General features: G+C 56.9%; 21 protein-coding genes and 1 tRNA gene. 5 read left to right on the forward strand and 17 right to left on the reverse strand.

The window, feature by feature from the left end:
* Window positions 1-8 precede the first annotated feature (8 nt).
* Window positions 9-1,235, reverse strand: coding sequence for an RtcB family protein (locus CKW11_RS05220; protein ID WP_095136698.1), 1,227 nt, complete (start codon window positions 1,233-1,235; stop codon window positions 9-11).
* Between the two features lie 335 nt (window positions 1,236-1,570).
* A complete protein-coding gene (locus tag CKW11_RS05225) occupies window positions 1,571-3,118 on the reverse strand; it encodes a TROVE domain-containing protein (RefSeq protein ID WP_095136699.1) in 1,548 nt (515 codons plus the stop codon).
* Between the two features lie 203 nt (window positions 3,119-3,321).
* Here CKW11_RS05225 and rtcR point away from each other — a divergent pair, with 203 nt between their 5' ends.
* Complete coding sequence (gene rtcR / locus CKW11_RS05230) at window positions 3,322-4,929, forward strand: RNA repair transcriptional activator RtcR (protein ID WP_095136700.1); 1,608 nt, start codon at window positions 3,322-3,324, stop codon at window positions 4,927-4,929.
* A 351-nt stretch (window positions 4,930-5,280) separates the two neighbouring features.
* Window positions 5,281-5,541, forward strand: coding sequence for a hypothetical protein (locus CKW11_RS05235; protein ID WP_095136701.1), 261 nt, complete (start codon window positions 5,281-5,283; stop codon window positions 5,539-5,541).
* A 31-nt stretch (window positions 5,542-5,572) separates the two neighbouring features.
* Here CKW11_RS05235 and CKW11_RS05240 read toward each other — a convergent pair whose 3' ends face one another.
* The 12 genes from CKW11_RS05240 to thrS form a co-directional block, all read right to left on the reverse strand.
* Complete coding sequence (locus tag CKW11_RS05240; protein ID WP_095136702.1) at window positions 5,573-5,995, reverse strand: RDD family protein; 423 nt, start codon at window positions 5,993-5,995, stop codon at window positions 5,573-5,575.
* 99 nt (window positions 5,996-6,094) lie between these two features.
* Window positions 6,095-6,439, reverse strand: coding sequence for a hypothetical protein (locus CKW11_RS05245; RefSeq protein WP_095136778.1), 345 nt, complete (start codon window positions 6,437-6,439; stop codon window positions 6,095-6,097).
* A gap of 96 nt (window positions 6,440-6,535) precedes the next feature.
* Entirely contained in the window at window positions 6,536-7,198 is a 663-nt protein-coding gene (locus tag CKW11_RS05250) for a DUF2625 domain-containing protein (protein ID WP_095136703.1), read from the reverse strand.
* Window positions 7,199-7,288: 90 nt separating this feature from the next.
* Window positions 7,289-7,365 (reverse strand) — tRNA-Pro (locus CKW11_RS05255).
* Window positions 7,366-7,453: 88 nt separating this feature from the next.
* A complete protein-coding gene (locus CKW11_RS05260; RefSeq protein ID WP_003179985.1) occupies window positions 7,454-7,810 on the reverse strand; it encodes a MerR family transcriptional regulator in 357 nt (118 codons plus the stop codon).
* Window positions 7,791-8,093 carry an integration host factor subunit alpha gene (ihfA, locus tag CKW11_RS05265; protein ID WP_002553164.1) on the reverse strand — a complete coding sequence of 101 codons (303 nt, stop codon included), beginning with the start codon at window positions 8,091-8,093 and terminating at the stop codon, window positions 7,791-7,793. Before ihfA ends, CKW11_RS05260 begins: the two co-directional genes overlap by 20 nt.
* A 3-nt stretch (window positions 8,094-8,096) precedes the next feature.
* Window positions 8,097-10,475, reverse strand: a complete 2,379-nt coding sequence (gene pheT, locus CKW11_RS05270) for a phenylalanine--tRNA ligase subunit beta (RefSeq protein ID WP_095136704.1) — start codon at window positions 10,473-10,475, stop codon at window positions 8,097-8,099.
* 26 nt (window positions 10,476-10,501) lie between these two features.
* Window positions 10,502-11,518, reverse strand: coding sequence for a phenylalanine--tRNA ligase subunit alpha (gene pheS, locus CKW11_RS05275; protein ID WP_003226365.1), 1,017 nt, complete (start codon window positions 11,516-11,518; stop codon window positions 10,502-10,504).
* A gap of 109 nt (window positions 11,519-11,627) precedes the next feature.
* Window positions 11,628-11,984, reverse strand: coding sequence for a 50S ribosomal protein L20 (gene rplT / locus CKW11_RS05280; protein WP_002553161.1), 357 nt, complete (start codon window positions 11,982-11,984; stop codon window positions 11,628-11,630).
* Between the two features lie 28 nt (window positions 11,985-12,012).
* On the reverse strand, window positions 12,013-12,207 hold the full coding sequence (gene rpmI, locus CKW11_RS05285; RefSeq protein ID WP_002553160.1) for a 50S ribosomal protein L35: 195 nt from the start codon (window positions 12,205-12,207) through the stop codon (window positions 12,013-12,015).
* Between the two features lie 60 nt (window positions 12,208-12,267).
* On the reverse strand, window positions 12,268-12,819 hold the full coding sequence (infC, locus tag CKW11_RS05290) for a translation initiation factor IF-3 (protein ID WP_170929410.1): 552 nt from the start codon (window positions 12,817-12,819) through the stop codon (window positions 12,268-12,270).
* Window positions 12,819-14,741, reverse strand: coding sequence for a threonine--tRNA ligase (gene thrS, locus CKW11_RS05295; RefSeq protein ID WP_003226368.1), 1,923 nt, complete (start codon window positions 14,739-14,741; stop codon window positions 12,819-12,821). The genes infC and thrS overlap by 1 nt, the downstream gene beginning before the upstream one ends.
* Window positions 14,742-15,113: 372 nt before the next feature.
* Between thrS and CKW11_RS05300 the strand changes: the two genes are divergently transcribed.
* Both CKW11_RS05300 and CKW11_RS05305 read left to right on the forward strand, forming a co-directional pair.
* On the forward strand, window positions 15,114-15,416 hold the full coding sequence (locus CKW11_RS05300) for a hypothetical protein (RefSeq protein WP_095136705.1): 303 nt from the start codon (window positions 15,114-15,116) through the stop codon (window positions 15,414-15,416).
* Window positions 15,417-15,706: 290 nt separating this feature from the next.
* A complete protein-coding gene (locus CKW11_RS05305) occupies window positions 15,707-15,919 on the forward strand; it encodes a cold-shock protein (RefSeq protein WP_003179963.1) in 213 nt (70 codons plus the stop codon).
* A 72-nt stretch (window positions 15,920-15,991) separates the two neighbouring features.
* On the opposite strand, the gene CKW11_RS05310 is transcribed toward CKW11_RS05305, so the two are convergent.
* Window positions 15,992-16,309 (reverse strand): I78 family peptidase inhibitor, encoded by a 318-nt coding sequence (locus CKW11_RS05310; RefSeq protein ID WP_095136706.1) that lies wholly within the window; start codon window positions 16,307-16,309, stop codon window positions 15,992-15,994.
* A 168-nt stretch (window positions 16,310-16,477) separates the two neighbouring features.
* Window positions 16,478-16,783 carry a hypothetical protein gene (locus CKW11_RS05315; RefSeq protein ID WP_095136707.1) on the reverse strand — a complete coding sequence of 102 codons (306 nt, stop codon included), beginning with the start codon at window positions 16,781-16,783 and terminating at the stop codon, window positions 16,478-16,480.
* A 132-nt stretch (window positions 16,784-16,915) separates the two neighbouring features.
* On the opposite strand from CKW11_RS05315, the gene CKW11_RS05320 reads away from it, so the two are divergent.
* Window positions 16,916-17,128 (forward strand): hypothetical protein, encoded by a 213-nt coding sequence (locus CKW11_RS05320; RefSeq protein ID WP_027611555.1) that lies wholly within the window; start codon window positions 16,916-16,918, stop codon window positions 17,126-17,128.
* A 33-nt stretch (window positions 17,129-17,161) separates the two neighbouring features.
* Here CKW11_RS05320 and CKW11_RS05325 read toward each other — a convergent pair whose 3' ends face one another.
* Window positions 17,162-18,190 carry a nucleoside hydrolase gene (locus CKW11_RS05325; RefSeq protein ID WP_095136708.1) on the reverse strand — a complete coding sequence of 343 codons (1,029 nt, stop codon included), beginning with the start codon at window positions 18,188-18,190 and terminating at the stop codon, window positions 17,162-17,164.
* Between the last annotated feature and the right edge of the window lie 13 nt (window positions 18,191-18,203).

The raw sequence follows: 18,203 nt of genomic DNA on the forward strand, positions 1-18,203 counted from the left end.
TGATCCTTTTATCCTTTGACGCACACCACTTGCCGCAGGGTGTGCAGCACTTCCACCAACTCGCGCTGGGCGTGCATGACTTTGTCGATGTCCTTGTAGGCCATCGGAATTTCGTCGATCACCGCTTCATCCTTGCGGCACTCCACATGCGCCGTGGCGCGGATCTGGTCTTCGACGGTGAAAGTGTTCTTTGCCTTCGTTCGGCTCATGGTGCGGCCGGCGCCGTGGCTGCAGGAGCTGAACGACTCTTCGTTGCCCAGGCCGCGCACAATGAAACTCTTGGCGCCCATCGAACCCGGAATGATCCCGAGTTCACCTTTCTTCGCCGACACCGCACCTTTGCGGGTGACCAGGATTTCTTCGCCGAAATGCCGCTCTTTCTGCACGTAGTTGTGGTGGCAGTTGACCGCTTCCAGCGCCACCTCGAACGGCTTGCGAATGATCTGGCGCGTGGCCTGAATCACCGCGCGCATCATCAGTTCGCGGTTCTGTCTGGCGAAGTCTTGCGCCCAGCTCACCGCTTCCACGTAATCATCAAAGTGCTGGCTGCCTTCTTCGAAGTACGCCAGGTCACGATCCGGCAAGTTGGCGATGTGCTGCCGCATATCCGCCTGAGCCATCTGAATGAACAGGTTGCCAATGGCGTTGCCGACACCGCGAGAGCCACTGTGCAACATGAACCACACCCGGTTGGCTTCATCCAGGCAGACTTCAATGAAGTGGTTGCCGCTGCCGAGCGTGCCCAGATGCCCACGGTTGTTGGTGTTGGCCAGTTTCGGGTACTTGTCGGTGATCAGTTTGAAACGTGGCTGAAGCCCCGCCCAGGCCTGATCGGCTTGCTGCGGAATCTCGTCCCACGCGCCCTTGTCGCGCCGCGAACGGGTCGAACTGCGGCCATGGGGCACCGCTTGCTCGATGGCGCTGCGCAGACCTTGCAGATTGTCCGGCAGGTCGGCTGCGGTCAGCGACGTGCGTGCGGCGATCATGCCGCAACCGATGTCCACACCGACGGCCGCAGGGATGATCGCGCCCACCGTCGGAATCACGCTGCCAATGGTCGAGCCCTTGCCCAGATGCACATCCGGCATTACCGCCAGATGCTTGAAGATAAATGGCATCTTTGCCGTGTTCATCAACTGCTCGCGGGCCTCGTTTTCCACCGGGACGCCTTCGGTCCAGAGTTTGATCGGCTTGCCGTTGGCGACTTCGAGCAGTTGGTAAGTGTGTGCTTTCATTTCTCTATTCTTTATTCGTTGGCCGATGATTCGGCGTTGTTCCGTCATGTGCAGCGACAAAAAAACAGACACTGTGGCTCTGCCAGTCGAGCCCCCGTTGCCGGGGCGGGATTCGAACCCGCGTTCCGATGGAGTACCTGTTGCATTCGCTGCCCTCTTTTTCAATAAGGTGGCACGACAAAAGTTGATGACTGTTGCGCGTTGCCGCGCACCGGGGTTAACCGGTCTCAGATGTACAGCCATCAGGCATTCGTGCCGTCACACACGCTGACAAGGGTTTGATGAGACGTCTTGGATGTAGTCCCACCGGCATTCAGCGCCTGCGACAAATCAATTCATTGCATGTTCTCGATCGCTTCGACCCAGTGCTGCGCGCCGTAACGACCGCAGGTGAACTGCTCGACCACATCGAACACCGCATCGCTGAAACCGCCGACATTCAGAATGTCATCGCGATCCGCTGCCTGCGTTGCATAACCCGGCTGGATATCGATGCACACCAGCCGTGCCTGCGGGTTGATCTGCTTGATTCGTTCCCATTGGCGCATGGTCTCGCTTGCTCCATGGCGTCGTGTATCGATCCAGGACTCGTTGTCCGATACCAGAATCAGCGTATCGACCTTGGCTTTGCTGTCCGCCAGTTTCTTCAATGGCGCCGAGCAGTTGGTGCCGCCGCCAAAAGCCGCGGCCAGTTTCTCCGCGTTGCTGATCACGCTGTCCCGTGGGTTGAGCTTGATATCCACCACCTTCACTTCGAACGGCATCACCCGCGCCGCCGGCTGTTTGCGCAACACCGCTGCCGCGACCAGTGCCGCCACATCAATGCAACGCACTGCGGTGGTTGCACCCTGACGATAACCGCTCGCCGGGCTGCCCATTGAACCCGATACGTCCGGGCATACCACCACCGCGCCTTCCAGCTTCGGCACGTTGGCCAGCGATAACTCAAGTGCGTCCTGCAATGCCTCGCGGATCTGCAGCGGAACGTTATCGCCAACCATCCGGTAGGCCGCCAGCAACTGGTACGGATAAACCCGCGCCTTGGCCACTTCTTGCGGATCTGCAAGTCGCGCTGCCACGTACTCGACGCAACCCGGTACCTCGAACGCGCCATGCCGCGCCAAGGTGTTGAGGTTGATGCGCAACCCCTGCCAGCCCATGTTGCAAGCCTGCGCCGCCCATTGCTCTTTGCTCAGGGTTTCGTTGCCGAGCAGTTGAAACGGTACTGCGGGTACTTCGTGACTCGCACCGCTGCGAAATGCCAACAAATCGCGGGTCAGTTGAGGCAATGCCTGTACATCCACCGGTTTGCCGATCAGCCAGGCGAAGAACGCTTCACGCCAAGCCTCAGCCGGTTTCGGATGAACCATCTTCACCACATCCGCCAGCGATGGCTGGTTGCCAATCGATGCTTGCAGCAGTTGACGTTCAGTCGCGCCGTTCAGCCAGTTCTGCACCAGACGCTTGGGTTGCGAACCAAGGGATTTGCGCCCGGTGGCGCCACTGCGCAGGATCTGCACGTAGTTGCGCAACATCTTGCCGCTGTCGATCACTTGTTCGAACACCTCAGGTACCAACGTCGAACGGTTCGCCGTCAACGCCGCCAGCAACAACGCCGGCATGTCTTTCATGTGGCCCTTTTGGCGAGCGTAGACAGCAGCCTTCGCCACGAAACGGCTGTCGAGTTCAGCCACCAGCTTCAACACTTGATCCAGCTGACTTTCAGCGCTGGCGTAAAACGTCTGGTTAAGGCAACCGGTGACCGCCAGTTGGGCCAGTTGATGCTTCGGGGTGTAGGCATACGCCGAGGCACCGGAGGCATTCAAAGTGTCGCAGGCTGGCAGCTGTTTCGATTGCGTGTTGAAGAGTTTGAAGTTGGCCATCGTGGCGTCTCGCTCTGTTGTCCTGTTCGTTGCGATAGGTATTGCAGCGCCTGTGCCAGTTTTTGAAAGGTACAGAATTTATTTTCTATATTATTGATTTATATAGCTTTTTATTTTTTATCGATTTTTTTGAGCTGAACCGAAGACAAACCCCGCGTGAGAAACCTATCATTTGATATCGTCATTTATCTTTTGAGATAGGCATGCCCAACAAACGTACTGTCGCGATCGGTTTTATCGGCGCCACGCTGGATCGCGTTGGCAAGGGCGCCAATCGCTGGAGCCACTGGCGACCGAGCGTTGGCCTGTGCCAGCAACCGGACGTGCTGATCCATCGTCTGGAACTGATTCACGGTATCGACGCGCGCGACATCAGCCTCGCTGAACGGGTTCGCGCCGATATCCAGCAGGTCTCGCCGGAAACCGAAGTCCACCTGCACCCCATGGCACTGCGCAATCCGTGGGATTTCGAAGAGGTCTACGGCGCGCTGCATGACTTCACGACGGCCTACAGCTTCGATACCGAGCACGAGGACTATCTGGTTCACATCACCACCGGCACCCACGTCGCGCAGATTTGCTGGTTCCTGCTGACCGAAGCACGCTATCTGCCGGCGCGCCTGATCCAGACCTCCCCCGCCCGACGCAAAAGCGAAGATGAACAAGCCACCGGCACCCACGCCCTGATCGACCTCGACCTGTCGCGCTATGACCGCATCGCCTCGCGTTTCGCCAACAAACGCCTCGAAGGCCTGGAGTTCTTGAAGTCCGGCATCGCCACACGCAACGCGGCGTTCAACCGCTCCATCGAACAGATTGAACGGGTGGCTGTGCGTTCCAAGGCGCCTATGCTGCTGATCGGTCCGACCGGCGCCGGCAAATCGTTCCTCGCCCGACGCATCTACGAACTCAAACGCAGTCGCCATCAAATGCAGGGCCGGTTTGTTGAGGTCAACTGCGCCACCCTGCGTGGCGACGGCGCGATGTCGGCCTTGTTCGGTCACGTCAAAGGCGCTTTCACCGGCGCGCAGAACGCCCGCGACGGCCTGCTGCGCGCCGCGGACGGCGGCATGTTGTTTCTCGATGAAATCGGTGAACTGGGCGCGGACGAACAGGCGATGCTGCTCAAGGCGATCGAAGAAAAGCGCTTCTTTCCGCTCGGTTCCGACAAGGAGGTCGATAGCGACTTCCTGATCATCGCCGGTACTCACCGCGATCTGCGCAGCCGCGTCGCCGAAGGCCTGTTCCGCGAGGATCTGTACGCGCGCATCAACCTCTGGACATTTGATTTGCCCGGCCTGGCCGGCCGCCGCGAAGACATCGAGCCCAACATCGATTTCGAGCTCGAACGTCACGCTCGCGATCACGGCCAACTGGTGCGCTTCAACCTCGAAGCACGGCGGCGCTACCTCGCCTTCGCCAGCTCTCGCGAAGCGGCATGGCTGGGCAACTTTCGCGAACTGTCAGCGTCGATTACCCGGATGGCCACACTGGCGGACAGCGGGCGAATTGATGAGGCGCAAGTGCAGGAAGAAATTGATCGGCTGCGTTATGCGTGGGGGCTGGTGCAAGCGGACGGCGTGTTGGATGACCTCCCGGGAGACGCCGATAGCCTCGACCTGTTTGATCGACTGCAATTGAAGGCGGTAATTGAAGTATGTCGGCAAGCGGACAGCCTGTCGGATGCCGGACGCAGACTGTTCGGCGTATCGCGCCAGGCCAAGGCGCAGCCGAATGATGCAGATCGCTTGAGAAAATACCTGAGCCGCTTCGGGATTGAATGGGCCGACTTGCAAGGCCGCAAAACATAGCGCCCTCGACTGGCGCACACAGCTTGCACGAAAGCAGATGCATTCATAAGCTCGACATTCATTGCCGGCCACCCGAAAAATAATGCCCCATGAGAGCCACTACAACTTGAGCGAGCTTTTTGATTTCCTGGCAGCACTCGTCGCTTACGATGACTTCAGATCAAGGCGGCGCAGTAATCGTGTGTTTTCGCGCCGTTTTGTCGCGGTCATGTTTGTGGTCGGCTTGGTAGAAATCCTTCTACTTTCACATTGGGCCGGGTATCTGTGACTTTACCGCTCGTCCAACGGCCAGCACCTTAGGCCCGTTCATGCCTCCAATGAGTTACCCCCCATCGCGCGGAAGACTCAGATATGAACAAGTCGATTGCAACCCTGACGCTTGCAAGCCTGCTGTTGACTGGCTCGTTCCTCACGCAGACCAGTTCGGCAGCAACACCGACGGCCTCCTCCGAGACAAATCAGGCGCACAGCTCCGAGTCCAACGAGGAAAAAGCCAATAAAAAGGGCGAAGAAGCGTCAGGTTCAAACTCCGGCGCCGAACCGCAAGAAACGCAGAAGGACGCCGCAACCTCCAGTGACTCGGAGGACATTAAGCAAGATTCGAAACCTTAATACCTGGGCGGCTGCCGCCGCCCCACTTGACTCACCTGACACGAATCACAATTGTCGACGCAAGCATGTCGCCCAGACGTTTGCGCGAGCCAAAGAAGATGAAAATCCAGTCGAGGATGTTCAGAAACGGCGTTGTGATGTTGCGTATGAACGATTGATACAGATTGCAGTTCAAGTAACTACGCTCATCAATCACCGACATCCCCAGCAGCTTTTTACCCAGGCTTTGCCCATTGGGCATTGCATCGGAAAACAGGTAATACGACACACCCGTACCAAGAGCCAGGACAGCCACCGCATTTGGCGGCAAACCAATAAACTCCGCCAGCCGTCCTACGAAGAGGATCAAAAAGTAGGTGATCAACGTATCGATGATCTGCCCACCCCAGCGACGGCCCAGCCCTGCGAGATTTTTCGGCTTTTGATATTCACTGCTGGTATTGCTGATGTCCATGCGCCTTCGCTCGATCGGAATTTAGATGACTGAGTATCGGCAACCGATCGCCAATATTTAGTGGCGCATCAGAGGCGAGCGCACTGACAGTACGGCCTATCAAACCCCGCAATACTGCTGCGCATGGCTCGGCTCGCTGAAGGTAAAGAAGTAGAAGGAAATTTTTTCGTCCTCTACGTCTCTTAATTCATATCTGATTCTGTCGAGCCCACGATCGATTCGGGTAACGACGAGCTCCATGAATTGAGTCAATCCGCCGCCAAATCCACTTAGATTAAGCGCACTGACATCCTGAAAATTTATGGTGATAGTGTTTTCTGCCGCGTCATCGAGCGACGACATCGTCAAGGCCAGGTTGTACTTGAAGTCTTGAATTTCGATATTCAGCGAAACGACCGCATTGTGCTGAATCAAAAGTGAATTCAAGCGAGATAACTTATCCATTTTCTTATGAACCAATGACGGAAAAGATGTGGCCTGCAACATTCGTGTATTTGAGCGAGCATCTTCAGCCCTGGCAGGCAGAGTATCAACCCGACATCAGAGTAACTGCGCAGAACCTTTGCCGAGCTTGCGTGCCAACTCGACATTCATTTCGAACTGTTCGCTAACATCAATCGCCGTACGGCGACTCTTTTCGACTGAGCCTTCCCGAGTCCAGAGAAACGGGAAAAACGAAAAGCACTGATCCGCTTCCAGCGCCTGCAGGTCGCGAATCCAGCCGTTCCAGCGCAAACCGTCGTAGAAGGTCGCGAGCCGATCACTCAACGCCCAACCCAGAAAGTCGGTGTAAGCAATGTGCAATGGCTCCCACAACAGCGTGTCAGGCGCCCAGTAATACATCGCCCCAACCTCTTCACCCAAACCACCGCCATTGAGAGCAAAAAAACCTCCAGCGGCATCGTCGGCGACCAACATATAAGCATCAGCACGGCCGCTATTCCAATCCAGAAGATTTCTCGGTAATTGCGGATGCCCGGAGCCGAGCACGCGTAACCAGCCGTGATCAATCAGCAGCCCACCCGTTTCGAAGGCGATCGCACCCAAAGTCGATTTAGTCGTGACCTGAAGACCTGAAAGAACTCTGCCATTTTCGGTGGAGGGAGTGAGTAACTGATAGTTGAGTACGGCGTCCCCCAGCATTTTTTCAATGATGGGCAGCGCCGGATCCCGCTTGTCTATCAAGTGATCCAAACTTTTCATCCAGCGACCTTTTTTTGCGCGAGCTTTGCGCAGGCACAAAAAAGCCGATCTAAATGATCGGCTTAAGTGTCTGATTTTACTCAGGAATAATGGTCGGGACGGAGTGATTCGAACACTCGACCCCTAGCACCCCATGCTAGTGCGCTACCGGACTGCGCTACGCCCCGACTGGTTTGAAACCGGCCCTTCATCTCGAAGAGCGCTCAAGAATATAGCGCAAGCTTTTGAAAACTGGAAGTATTCAAACGCAGCTTTTTATTTCTTGAGAACCACCAGCACATCTTCAAGCTCAGCGATCATCTGGCGGATCATTTGCTTGTACTGGGTGGTGTCGTCTTTGGCTTCATCACCGGACAAGCGCAAACGCGCGCCGCCGATGGTGAACCCTTGATCGTAAAGGAGCGCGCGGATCTGCCGGATCATCAGCACGTCCTGGCGCTGATAATACCGGCGGTTTCCGCGGCGTTTGACGGGGTTGAGTTGAGGAAACTCCTGCTCCCAGTAGCGCAGCACGTGCGGTTTTACCGCACACAGCTCGCTGACTTCACCAATGGTGAAGTAGCGTTTGCCCGGGATGACGGGTAGTTCGTCGTTATGACTTGGTTCCAGCATAAGCCTCAACTCGGGCCTTCAACTTCTGCCCTGGACGAAAGGTGACCACACGGCGAGCCGTGATCGGGATTTCTTCCCCCGTTTTCGGGTTGCGGCCAGGCCGCTGGCGCTTGTCCCGAAGATCGAAATTGCCGAAACCGGACAATTTGACCTGCTCGTTGTCTTCAAGAGCGTGCCTGATTTCCTCGAAAAACAGTTCTACCAATTCCTTGGCTTCCCGCTTGTTCAGGCCCAGCTCTTCATACAGACGTTCCGCCATCTCAGCTTTCGTCAAAGCCCCCATACGTCACTTCCTTAACGTGGCGTTCAACCTTTGTTCGAGCGAGGTGAGGATATTTTGCGTCGTCGAATTCACCTCATCGTCATTAAGAGTGCGCGATGGATGCTGCCAGGTCAAGCCGACTGCAAGGCTTTTTCTATCAGGATCAATACCTTTACCCTGATACACGTCAAACAGCCTGAGATCCGTGAGCCATTCGCCTGCATTTTCACGGATTACGTCCAATACAGCCGAGGCCGCGACGTCTTTGTGCGCGATCAGTGCAAGGTCACGACGCACTTCAGGAAAACGCGACAACTCGTGGAATTGCGGCATTTTTCCGGAGGCGACTTCAGCCAGAACCAGCTCGAAGACGAAGACCGGACGATCCAGGCCCAAGGCTTTGGACAGCTCGGGGTGAATCGCACCGATAAAGCCGACTTCACGCCCGTCACGTTCGATGCGCGCGGTTTGACCCGGGTGCAGCGCCGGGTGTTTACCCGGAGTGAAAGTGAAGGTATCCAGTGCACCGGCAAAGCCCAGCACCGCTTCGACGTCAGCTTTCACGTCGAAGAAATCGACGGTGTCGCGACCCTGCGCCCAACCTTCCGGCAGACGGCTGCCGCAAACGACACCCGACAGCATCGGCTCTTGCTTCAGACCTTCCAACTGACCGACGAAACGCAGACCACTTTCGAACAGACGCACGCGATCCTGCTGACGGTTCAGGTTGTGCTGCAACGCCTTGACCAGACCTGGCCACAGCGAGGAACGCATGGCCGCCATGTCATTGGAAATCGGGTTGGCCAGCAACAGCGGCTCAACGCCCGGGTTGAACAGCTCGAACTGTTTGGGATCGATGAAGCTGTAAGTGATCGCTTCCTGATAACCACGGGCTACCAGCAGACGACGCAGTTCAGGCAATTCGCTGCGTGCTTCAGCCTTGGCTTGTGGCGCCAGACGCGCTTGCGGATAACGAACCGGAAGCCGGTTGTAGCCGTACAGACGCGCCAGCTCTTCGATCAGATCGACTTCCAGGCTGATGTCGAAGCGATGGCTTGGCACTTCTACGCGCCACTGCCCTACGCCGTCAGCGGAAATCTTCAGACCCAAGGCGCTGAGCAGACGCTCGACCTGAGCCGAATCCATTTCCATCCCCAGCATCTGGGTGATGCGCTGAGCACGCAGGGTGATCGGTGCGATCGACGGCAGGTATTGCTCGCTGACGGTCTCGATGATCGGACCGGCTTCACCACCGGTGATTTCCAGCAGCAGGCCAGTGGCGCGCTCCATGGCTTCACGGGCCAGTTGCCAGTCCACACCACGTTCGTAACGATGCGAAGCGTCGGTGTGCAGGCCGTAGGAGCGAGCCTTGCCAGCCACAGCGATCTGATCGAAGAACGCACTTTCCAGGAAAACGTCGCGAGTGGTCGCGGACACACCGCTGTGCTCGCCACCCATCACACCGGCAATCGCCAGAGCGCGGGTATGGTCGGCGATCACCAGCGTATCGCTACGCAGGCTGACTTCCTGACCGTCGAGCAAAACCAGCTTCTCGCCCTCTTCCGCCATGCGCACGCGGATGCCGCCATTGATTTCGGCGAGATCGAAAGCGTGCAGCGGCTGACCCAGCTCGAGCATCACGTAGTTGGTAATGTCGACGGCAGCGTCGATGCTGCGCACGTCGGCGCGGCGCAGACGTTCAACCATCCACAGCGGCGTTGGTTTGGACAGGTCAACATTACGGATGACGCGACCCAGGTAACGCGGGCAGGCGGCAGGCGCCAGCACTTCTACCGGACGCACTTCGTCGTGCACAGCCGCAATGGTCATGACCACCGGGCGAGCGACGGGCGTGTCGTACAGCGCACCCACTTCACGGGCCAGACCGGCCAGCGACAGGCAGTCGCCACGGTTCGGGGTCAGGTCGACCTCGATGCTGGCGTCTTCCAGATCCAGGTACACGCGGAAATCTTCGCCCACTGGCGCATCGGCCGGCAGCTCCATCAGACCGTCGTTGCCTTCACCGACCTGCAGCTCGGATTGCGAGCACAGCATGCCGTTGGACTCGACGCCGCGCAGCTTGGCCTTCTTGATCTTGAAGTCGCCCGGCAATTCGGCGCCGATCATGGCGAACGGAATCTTCAGGCCCGGACGCACGTTTGGCGCACCGCACACGACCTGGAAGGTTTCCGCGCCATTGCTGACCTGGCACACACGCAACTTGTCGGCATCAGGGTGCTGCTCGGTGCTCAGCACCTCGCCCACTACCACGCCGCTGAATACACCGGCGGCCGGGGTCACGCTATCGACCTCCAGGCCCGCCATCGACAGACGAGCAACCAGCTCGTCGCGACTTACCTGCGGGCTAACCCAGCCACGCAGCCATTGTTCACTGAATTTCATCCTGCTCTCCTAAGAATTCGTTACGACTAGCGAAATTGCGCGAGGAACCGCAAGTCGTTGTCGAAGAACAGACGCAAGTCGTTCACGCCGTAACGGAGCATTGCCAGACGCTCGACGCCCATGCCGAAAGCAAAGCCGGAGAACTCTTCCGGATCGATGCCGGACATGCGCAGCACGTTCGGATGGACCATGCCGCAGCCCATGACTTCCAGCCAGCCGGTCTGCTTGCAGACGCGGCAGCCTTTACCGCTGCACATCACGCATTCCATGTCGACTTCAGCGGATGGCTCGGTGAACGGGAAGTACGAAGGACGGAAACGTACGGCCAGCTCTTTTTCGAAGAACACCCGCAGGAATTCTTCGATGGTGCCTTTGAGATCGGCGAAATTGATGTCGCGATCGACCAGCAGGCCTTCGACCTGGTGGAACATCGGCGAGTGGGTGATATCGGAGTCGCTGCGATACACACGGCCTGGGCAGACGATGCGGATCGGCGGCTGCTTGGACTCCATGGTGCGGACCTGTACCGGCGAGGTATGGGTGCGCAGCAACATGTTCGCATTGAAGTAGAAGGTGTCATGCATCGACCGGGCCGGATGGTGGCCTGGGATGTTGAGCGCTTCGAAGTTGTGATAGTCGTCTTCGACCTCAGGGCCTTCGGCGATGCCGTAGCCGATGCGGGTGAAGAACTGCTCGACTCGCTCCAGAGTCCGGGTCACCGGATGCAGACCACCAGAGGTCTGGCCGCGGCCCGGCAACGTCACGTCAATGGATTCGGCAGACAGTTTGGCAGCCAGCTCGGCTTCTTCAAACAGAGCCATGCGCGCATTGAGAACGCCTGTAACACGCTCCTTGGCAACGTTGATCAGGGCGCCGACTTGCGGACGCTCTTCTGCCGGCAAATTCCCCAGGGTCTTCATCACCTGAGTCAATTCACCCTTTTTGCCAAGGTATTGAACCCGGATTTGCTCCAGGGCATTGATATCTTCAGCGCTTTGCACAGCCTCTAGTGCTTGAGAGACCAGCGCATCCAGGTTTTCCATGTACAGACTCCAGATACAAAATAGGGGAAGAGCTTGAAGGCTCTTCCCCTATTTATGACGTTTAACACCTGGCCCCACAGAGGTGAGGCCGGGTGACTGTCGGGGGTACTTAAGCCAAGGTGGCTTTAGCTTTCTCGACAATCGCAGCAAACGCCGCTTTTTCGTTCACTGCCAGATCAGCCAGAACCTTACGGTCGATCTCGATGGACGCTTTTTTCAGGCCAGCGATGAAACGGCTGTAGGACAGACCGTTAACACGAGCACCAGCGTTGATACGAGCGATCCACAGAGCGCGGAACTGACGTTTTTTCTGACGACGGTCACGGTAGGCGTATTGGCCTGCCTTGATTACCGCTTGCTTGGCAACACGGAATACGCGGGAGCGTGCGCCGTAGTAGCCTTTAGCAAGTTTCAGAATTTTTTTGTGACGCTTACGGGCAATGACGCCACGCTTTACACGAGCCATGAGTTACTTCCTCTATTCTTGACTAAAATTAACGAAGGCGCAGCATGCGCTCGACTTTTGCCACGTCAGACGGATGCAGCAAGCTGCTACCGCGCAGTTGACGCTTACGCTTGGTCGACATTTTGGTCAGGATGTGGCTCTTGAAAGCGTGCTTGTGCTTGATACCGTTAGCAGTTTTCAGAAACCGCTTAGCAGCACCACTTTTGGTTTTCATTTTTGGCATGTTCGGATACTCCGCATTCAGTTGATAAACATAATCAGAAGGCCTGCCGTGCCCTGTTGATTACTTCTTCTTTTTCGGGGCGATGACCATGATCAGCTGGCGTCCTTCCATCTTAGGATGCTGTTCGACCGAACCGTACTCGAGCAGGTCAGCTTCAACCCGCTTGAGGAGTTCCATCCCCAGCTCCTGGTGGGCCATCTCACGGCCGCGGAATCGCAAGGATACCTTGGCCCTGTCCCCGTCACTCAGGAAACGTACCAGGTTGCGCAGTTTTACCTGGTAATCCCCTTCCTCCGTCCCTGGACGAAACTTGATTTCTTTTACCTGAATCTGCTTCTGGTTTTTCTTCGCTGCTGCAATCTGCTTCTTCTTCTCGAAGATCGATTTGCCGTAGTCCATCACCCGGCAAACCGGTGGGACTGCGTCAGCAGAGATTTCTACCAGATCAAGCTTTGCTTCTTCAGCAATACGAAGCGCTTCATCAATCGAGACGATGCCAATCTGCTCGCCATCAGCGCCAATTAACCGAACCTCGCGTGCCGAGATATTCTCGTTGATCGGGGCTTTCGGTGCAGCTCGTTTATCTTGTCTCATTTCACGCTTAATAATAATTACTCCGAATCTGGGCGACCACGCCGGGAAACCGCTTGCGCGAGAAACTCAGCGAACTGGGCGACGGGCATCGAGCCCAGGTCAGCACCTTCACGAGTACGCACAGCGACAGTCTGCATCTCGACTTCCTTATCTCCGATAACCAAAAGATAGGGAACCTTGAGCAAAGTATGCTCGCGGATTTTAAAGCCGATCTTTTCATTTCTCAAGTCGGACTTGGCACGAAATCCGCTTTCGTTGAGAGTTTTTTCTACTTCTGCAACAAAATCTGCCTGTTTATCAGTGATATTCATGATCACTGCCTGGGTTGGCGCCAGCCACGCAGGGAATGCACCTTCGTAATGCTCGATCAGAATCCCGACGAAACGCTCGAAGGAACCGAGGATCGCCCGGTGCAACATCACTGGGTGTTTGCGGCTGTTGTCTTCGGAGACGTATTCAGCACCGAGACGGACAGGCAGGTTGAAATCGAGCTGCAAGGTACCACACTGCCAGACGCGACCGAGGCAATCTTTCAGCGAGAACTCGATTTTCGGACCGTAGAACGCACCCTCGCCCGGCTGCAGATCATACGGCAGACCCGCGGAATCAAGGGCTGCAGCCAGTGCCGCTTCGGCGCGATCCCACAGCTCGTCGGAACCCACGCGTTTTTCCGGACGAGTGGACAGTTTCATCTCGACATCGGTGAAACCGAAGTCGCGGTAAACGTCCATGGTCAGCTTGATGAACGCAGCGGATTCGGCCTGCATCTGCTCTTCAGTGCAGAAAATGTGGGCGTCGTCCTGAGTGAACGCACGCACACGCATGATGCCGTGCAACGCACCTGATGGCTCGTTACGGTGGCAGGCACCGAACTCGGCCAGACGCATCGGCAGCTCGCGGTAGCTCTTCAGGCCCTGGTTGAACACCTGCACGTGGCACGGGCAGTTCATCGGCTTGATGGCGTAGTCGCGGCTTTCCGACTCGGTGGTGAACATGTTGTCGGCGTAGTTGGCCCAGTGTCCGGATTTCTCCCACAGACTGCGATCAACCACTTGCGGAGTCTTGATCTCCAGGTAGCCGTTGTCGCGCTGCACCTTGCGCATGTACTGCTCGAGCACTTGATACAGGGTCCAGCCGTTCGGGTGCCAGAACACCATGCCCGGCGCTTCTTCCTGGGTGTGGAACAGGCCCAGGCGCTTGCCGATCTTGCGGTGGTCGCGCTTTTCAGCTTCTTCGATGCGCTGGATGTAAGCCGCCAGCTGCTTCTTGTCTGCCCAGGCAGTACCGTAAACGCGCTGCAGTTGCTCGTTCTTGGCATCACCGCGCCAGTAGGCGCCGGACAACTTGGTCAGCTTGAAGGATTTCAGGAAGCGCGTGTTCGGCACGTGCGGGCCGCGGCACATGTCGACGTATTCTTCGTGATAGTACAGGCCCATGGCCTGCTCGTTCGGCATGTCCTCGACCAGGCGCAGCTTGTAGTCTTCGCCACGAGCCTTGAACACTTCGATCACTTCGGCACGCGGAGTTACTTTCTTGATGACGTCGTAATCTTTGTCGATCAGCTGATGCATGCGCTGTTCGATGGCGGCCATGTCGTCCGGAGTGAAAGGACGTTCGAAGGCGATGTCGTAATAGAAGCCTTCGTCGATGACCGGCCCGATGACCATTTTCGCAGTCGGGTACAGCTGCTTGACCGCATGGCCAACCAGGTGCGCGCAAGAGTGGCGAATGATCTCCAGCCCCTCTTCATCCTTTGGCGTGATGATTTGCAGCGTCGCGTCGCTGTCGATGATGTCGCAGGCGTCGACCAGCTTGCCGTTGACCTTGCCGGCCACGGTGGCCTTGGCCAGGCCGGCACCAATGGATGCGGCGACCTCGGCTACGGAAACCGGGTGATCGAATGAACGTTGACTGCCGTCGGGAAGAGTAATAGTTGGCATGGCGCCTCCTCTCCTAGTGGTGACCCCTACCAAAGGTCACGTGGGTTGGGATGAGCCAGTACAAGATCCGATCCAGGCCATTCAATGACGAACGCCTGCCTTACAGCGGCAGGAGCCTTGCGGCCAACCGGAAAACCGAACCAGAGTGACTGGGATTCAAATCAGAATTTTTCGCACGCTGACCGCTGCCGGGGCTGAAGGCCGTCCGGAGCCTGAGAACGCTTGAGCCGGGCATGCTAGCACAGATGAGCGGTCATTTATGCCTCTGTTTGATCACAAGGCAAATCGTCTGTTTTTATGCCAGAGTGCTGAACTTGATTGGCCTTTCAGCCCTCAGATAACAAGACATTGACCCAAAAGGAGCATCCTCGCATGCGTCTGAATACCCTGTTCGCCGTAGTCGCCCCTATCGTTTTGCTGCTGCCGCTGAGCGCCCACGCCGACTGGCCGAAGGGCGAGCGCGAGAAGTATATGGCGCAGTGCACTCAAGCGGCGACTCCGCAAATTGGCGCAGCTGCGGCCAAGTCGCACTGTGCTTGTGGTGCTGATGCCATCAAGTCGTATCCTGCCGCCGACATTCAGGCACTGATGGACAACAAGGCCACCCCTGAACTGCAGCAGAAAGCGCTAGGCCAAATTGCCAAATGCAAGGCAAATACACCGGCGAAAAAGTGATTGAAAACGTCTTATGAGCGGGTTCAGCGCTCCTGAAAAGGGCTGAATTTGCGCCTTTTCAGACGATTTATGCAGGTTTTACAGGTTTTTTTATTGTCTTTACGTTCTGCCAAAAGCCTTGTAAACCGGGGCTTTCAGTCGAATAAGGCGGTAAAGAAAACACGACTGATTGGCAAACAGCACGTCCGGGGGGCTACCAAAGCGAACATTTCGACTATGATACCCGGGTGTGCCCAGTTGGCCTGAGCAGCACAGTACTACTGAAAATATATGTTTCTTGGAGATACACCATGTCTAATCGCCAAACCGGCACCGTTAAATGGTTCAACGATGAAAAAGGCTTCGGCTTCATCACTCCTCAAGGTGGCGGTGACGACCTGTTCGTACACTTCAAAGCTATCGAATCCGACGGTTTCAAAAGCCTGAAAGAAGGCCAGACCGTCTCTTTCGTGGCTGAGAAAGGCCAAAAGGGTATGCAAGCTGCACAAGTTCGCCCAGAGTAATTTCCTGGCGCACTAAAAAAACCCCGTCCATGTGACGGGGTTTTTTATGCCTGCAACAAAAGCGCTCTGTGATCAGCCGCAGTTGACGCGGGTGACCACCAGGTTGTTGTCAGTGTTCAGATTCAAGCGATCGGAACGGTACTCCAGCGTGATCATGTCGGTTGGCTTGAGGAAGCGAGCGTTTTGCGCGCCAGCCTTGGCACGAGCCTGATCGAGCAGTTCCGGCGACGCCTTTTTACCGATGGCAAATTCCGCTGCCTTTGCTTCACAGCGGCTGTGACCGGCATCGGTCGCCACGGAATCCTTTGCCGACTCGCTAGAGGTTGTGCTGCAGCCGGCCAACATGGCAACGGTCATAAGTGCACCCAGAGACGCGAACTTCAAAGGCATGAAGCCTCCTTTTTTCAAATGGTTAAGCTGAGATCGTGCGACCGCCAATCCGGCGTTTGGTTTCACAGCCGGTGCCATCACCCTGCCCCACGACCCGGAAAAATGCCGAGTCTGCCTGAAGAGCGGGCATCGCATCTTCAGACAATCGTCACCGAATATTAACGCAGCTCAATAGACGTCGATGTAATCGAGCGGCGGATTCGGCCAGTTGGCTTTCAGCGCGTTGAAAATCTGCATCACCCAGACCTCATCACTGGCCGCGACGTTGCCGACATACCCCGAACCCTTGGCCCAGGTCTCCAGGCGAAACAGCAGGCCATCTATGTCCTGGCCACCCGTCACGCCGGAAGAAATATAGGCAATCCCGCCCTTGGTCACGCGCAGCTGCGTGTGCACATCATCGCTGGCCGACGCCAGTAACTGGCGCACAGCGTCGAGTGTCAGGCCGTCGGGGGTGTTCAAATCGATCTGCACAGCACATTCCTTGGATCAACCGCAAAAGACCAAGTGTCGCATAGCGACGCGCTCATGCCTAAGTCGCAGTGCCAAACGCCCGACAAAATGGTTAACTCGGACGCAGACATTCCTGACTTTTCGAGCACATCCATGAGCACTGTAAGCATCACCGCCGACATCAAGGTTCTTTGGCCTAAAGGGCACAGTTCGTATAGCCCTGGCAGTTCGGAGGAGCTGGCGTTGATCAGCATCGATCTGCTGGTCAAGACCATGGGCACACAAGGTGCGCAGACGTTTATCGCCCAGGTTTTCGAACGCTATCAACACGAGAACAAGGGCGCGCAGGACGCTGAGAGGGAGTAGTGACCCGCAGGCTGGCACCTGCGGGTTCATGCCTTACCTCAAGCGCTTCAGACGCTCGGTCAGCAGATCGAAGAAGCCCTGGGCATCGCCGTTCTCGACCCAGAATGCATTCTTCGGTTGCTTCAGGCCGTCGTACCAGTCGACGACGGTCTGGCCGAAGGTGATCCCTTCGCGGCTGTCGATGGCCACGTTCACCGAACGACCGGTAAACAGCTCAGGCTTGAGCAGGTAAGCGATGACGGTAGCGTCATGCACCGGGCCGCCCGGGATGCCGTAATGCTCCATGTCGCCCTTGATGTACTCGTTGAGAATGTCGCCAACGATCTTGCTTGCGTTGTTGTTCAGCGCGGCAATCTGCTTCAGGCGTGCGTCGCTGGTGAGGATCTTGTGGGTCACGTCCAGCGGCAGGTAGGTCAGTTTCACGCCGCTCTTGAGTACCACTTCCGCCGCTTGCGGATCGGCGAACAGGTTGAATTCGGCCACCGGGGTGATGTTGCCGCCATTGAAGTGCGCACCGCCCATGATCACCACTTCCTTGATGCCATTGACGATCTCCGGCTCCTGGATCAGCGCCAGCGCCAGGTTGGTCTGCGGGCCAAGCATGGCGATGGTGATGCTGTGCGGCTTGGCTTTTTTCAGGGTATCGATCAGGTAGTTGACCGCATTGCCTTCGGCCAGGCCTTTTTTCGGCTCATGCACGGTGACACCCGACAGGCCTTCCTTGCCATGGATGTTCTCGGCGTAGATCGGCGTACGCATCAGTGGCTTTGGCGCACCGGCATAGACCGGAACATCCTCGCGCCCTGCCCACTCGCGGGCCAGGCGCGCGTTGCGCGAAGTCTTGTCGAGGCGCACATTGCCGGCCACGGTGGTCAAGGCGCGGATGTTCAGTTCATCCGGCGATGCCAGGGCGAACAACAAGGCGACCACGTCGTCGGCACCCGGGTCGGTGTCGATGATCAGGTCGATCTTTTCAGCAGCCTGAGCGCCGGTGGCGGTAATAAAAGACAAAAGCAGCAGACTCCGAAGCAATTGGTGGAGTTTTTGAGCATAGCGGTGCATGGCGCATTCCTTG

This window comes from Pseudomonas sp. Irchel s3a10, from assembly GCF_900187525.1.
Classification (GTDB): domain Bacteria; phylum Pseudomonadota; class Gammaproteobacteria; order Pseudomonadales; family Pseudomonadaceae; genus Aquipseudomonas; species Aquipseudomonas koreensis_G.